The following is a 3,394-nucleotide window of genomic DNA, read 5'->3' on the forward strand; positions in this document are numbered from 1 at the left end:
TACTGACACGCTGGCTGTTGACACAACGAATAATCCATTCAGAACTGAAACAGGTGAATTACTATTTAGACCGGGAGGTCATGGTGCTTTGATTGAAAACCTAAATGCCTTAAATGCAGATATTATTTTTATAAAAAACATCGATAATGTCATTCAAAATAATAATGAAAAAATAGCCTTATATAAAAAAGCTCTGGCTGGAACGTTGATTGAACTTCAGCAACAAATTTTTAGTTATTTGACTCTTATTGAACTAAAAAAGGTTGGAATCATAGAAATTGAAGAAATTTTAAAATTCCTCAAAGAAAAACTAAATGTAGAAATAGCAAATGAAGCGGATATTTTAAGTTTAGAAAATAAAATCAGCATAATCGAAGACAAATTAAACAGACCAATTCGGGTATGCGGGATGGTTAAAAATGAGGGCGAACCTGGAGGAGGTCCGTTTTGGGTCAGAGATGAAAATGACACGGTTTCATTACAAATAGTAGAATCGTCGCAAGTTGACTTAAACAATGAAAGTCAAGTGACTATTTTAGCAAATGCCACTCATTTTAATCCTGTTGACTTAGTTTGCGGAATTAAAAATTATAAAAACGAAAAATTTGATTTGACGAAGTTTGTTGACCACAATAGTGGTTTCATTGTTGAGAAAAATACCTCAAATACACAAATCAAAGCATATGAACTACCTGGTCTGTGGAACGGTGCCATGGCAAATTGGCTGACTGTTTTTGTACAGGTTCCTTTAATCACCTTCAATCCTGTAAAAACTGTAAACGATTTATTAAAACCAGCCCATCAACCTCAATAATTTCACTGAAACACTCCCGAAGCTTTGGGACAGCATAAATGGATACCGAAAAAATCATATCAGAATTAAGTTTTAAAGCCGTTCGCAGCAGTGGTGCTGGCGGACAAAATGTAAACAAGGTTTCCTCTAAAGTGGTTTTGACTTTTGATTTGAAAAACGCACAAGCATTGAGTGAAGAGGAAAAATTGCGTCTGGAAACTAAATTATCCTCACGGCTAACAACGGATTTAGTTTTGATTTTGAATTGCGATGAAGATCGAAGTCAATTTAAAAATAAAGAAATTGTAATCAAACGCTTTTTGGAAATCATAAAAAATGGATTACTTGTCCCTAAAGAAAGAAGAGCCACTAAAATTCCAAAATCTGTTATTAGAAAGCGAATCAAGTATAAAAAAAATATTTCTGAAGTCAAGAAAAATCGCAGAAAACCCAATTTAGATTAGGTCGTTTTTACTTTTATTTTGTAAAACTTTAAACTTTAAACAAAAAAAACTACTTTTGCACCGTCTCAAAGGGGTGCTCTAAATAACGAGCTGAGATTATACCCAACGAACCTGAACAGGTAATGCTGTTAAGGGAAAAAATGACAGAAAAATAGCGTGCACACTATCGATTTGTCATAGGAAACAATCATTTTAATTTAACAAAAGAATAATTCCCCCTTTTATTCGTAATCTTTTTACGAATGAATACTTTATTTTATTTTATTGGCCGCAAAGGCACAAAGACACAAAGTTCGAGATTATTGCTGTCTATTATCTTTTCTCTATTATCACTTCATTCCTTTTCACAAGTTAAAGACACTACCAAAGTCAACCAACTCGATGAAGTCTTGGTTTCGGCAGTTCGTGTTACTTCAAAAACTCCGGTAAGTTTTAGCAATTTGGACAAAAAAGAAATCAAATTCCGAAACTTAGGACAAGACATTCCTATTTTGATGAATTATTTACCTTCAGTTGTAACGACTTCTGATGCTGGAAATGGTGTCGGATATACCGGAATACGTGTTCGTGGTAGCGATGCGACCAGAGTAAATGTCACCATTAACGGAATTCCTTACAATGACTCTGAAAGTCACGGAACCTATTGGGTGAATATGCCAGATTTTGCCTCTTCGGTGGAGAGTCTGCAATTGCAACGCGGTGTAGGAACTTCTACAAATGGAGCTGGTGCTTTTGGTGCGAGTTTAAACATGCTGACGGATTCCTATTCAGATAAAGCAACTGGAGAAATTTCTAATTCATTCGGAAGTTTTAATACCCAAAAACACACGGTAAAGTTCAGTACGGGATTAATGAATGACCATTTTGAAATTGCGGGACGCTTATCTGCTTTGAAATCGGATGGTTATGTTGACAGAGGCGCTTCTGACTTGAAATCTTATTTTCTTCAGGGAACCTATGTGGGCAAAACTACTTTGATCAAAGCATTGGCTTTTGGCGGAAAAGAAAAAACCTACCAATCCTGGAACGGAATTGACGAAGCAACATTAAACAGTGACAGAACCTTTAATTCATCTGGAATTTTTACAGACGAATTTGGCAAAACCCGTTTTTATGATAATGAAACCGATAATTACCAGCAAGACCATTATCAATTGCACTGGAACGAAAAAGTTTCCAGCAATTGGAGCACGAACTTAGCTTTTCATTATACTAAAGGAAAAGGGTATTATGAAAATTACAAAGAAGAAGCTAAATTTTCAAGCTATGGGTTAACTCCAATAGTTATTAATGGCGCAACCATAAATACAACCGATTTAATCCGTCAAAAATGGTTGGATAATGATTTCTACGGAACAACATTTTCAGCAAATTATACAACTGAAAAACTGGAGGTCATTTTTGGTGGTGGTTATAACAAATATGAAGGAGACCATTTTGGGAAAGTAATTTGGGCAAGATATGCTTCACAAAGTGAGTTGGGAGATCATTATTATGATGATTCTGCTTCAAAAACTGATGGAAATATTTTTGCGAAAGCCAATTATCAAATTACAGAAAAAATAAGCTTATTTGGAGATTTGCAACTTAGAAACGTGCATTACAAAGCCAATAGTTACGAAACTGGTTCAGTAAATGACAATTTCAATTTCTTCAATCCAAAAGCAGGATTAAATTTTGATATTAATGCTAACAACAAGCTGTACTTTTCGTATGCAAGAGCCAATCGGGAACCTAACAGAACGGATTATGAAGGCGGAAATGCGAAACCAGAAAAGTTGAATGACTTTGAAATGGGTTGGAGATATGCTACTGATAAAGTACAATTCAATTCAAATGTGTATTATATGGCTTATAAAGACCAATTGATATTAACTGGAAAACTAGATGATGTAGGAAGCCCGATTCGTTCTAACAGCGAAAAAAGCTACCGTTTAGGATTAGAGGTTGACGCTACAATAGCTTTGTCAAAACAATTTATTATTCGTCCAAATTTTACTTTAAGCAGTAATAAAAATATTGATTTATCTGAAGATTCTCTAACGGTTTATAAACTATAATATTCCCTACTATAACAGATGGAGAGTAAGCAATATCAGTAGTTCCGTAATTCTCTCCTTCTACAGATAAATCAATA

General features: G+C 34.6%; 3 protein-coding genes and 1 riboswitch. All 3 genes read left to right on the forward strand.

All coding sequences use genetic code 11. The annotated features are described in order from the left end of the window. The coding region (locus ACH2BP_RS10330) for a DUF4301 family protein (protein WP_395059587.1) at positions 1-814 on the forward strand (814 nt) is incomplete at its 5' end. A gap of 38 nt (positions 815-852) precedes the next feature. Beyond that, positions 853-1,257: an alternative ribosome rescue aminoacyl-tRNA hydrolase ArfB gene (gene arfB, locus ACH2BP_RS10335; RefSeq protein WP_395059589.1), complete on the forward strand. Its 405-nt coding sequence runs from the start codon at positions 853-855 to the stop codon at positions 1,255-1,257. A 59-nt stretch (positions 1,258-1,316) separates the two neighbouring features. Next, a riboswitch (TPP riboswitch) is annotated at positions 1,317-1,410 on the forward strand. Positions 1,411-1,499: 89 nt separating this feature from the next. Then, positions 1,500-3,317 carry a TonB-dependent receptor gene (locus tag ACH2BP_RS10340; protein ID WP_395059591.1) on the forward strand — a complete coding sequence of 606 codons (1,818 nt, stop codon included), beginning with the start codon at positions 1,500-1,502 and terminating at the stop codon, positions 3,315-3,317. The last annotated feature ends 77 nt before the right edge of the window (positions 3,318-3,394 follow it).

Source organism: Flavobacterium sp. (genome assembly GCF_043756175.1).
GTDB lineage: Bacteria > Bacteroidota > Bacteroidia > Flavobacteriales > Flavobacteriaceae > Flavobacterium.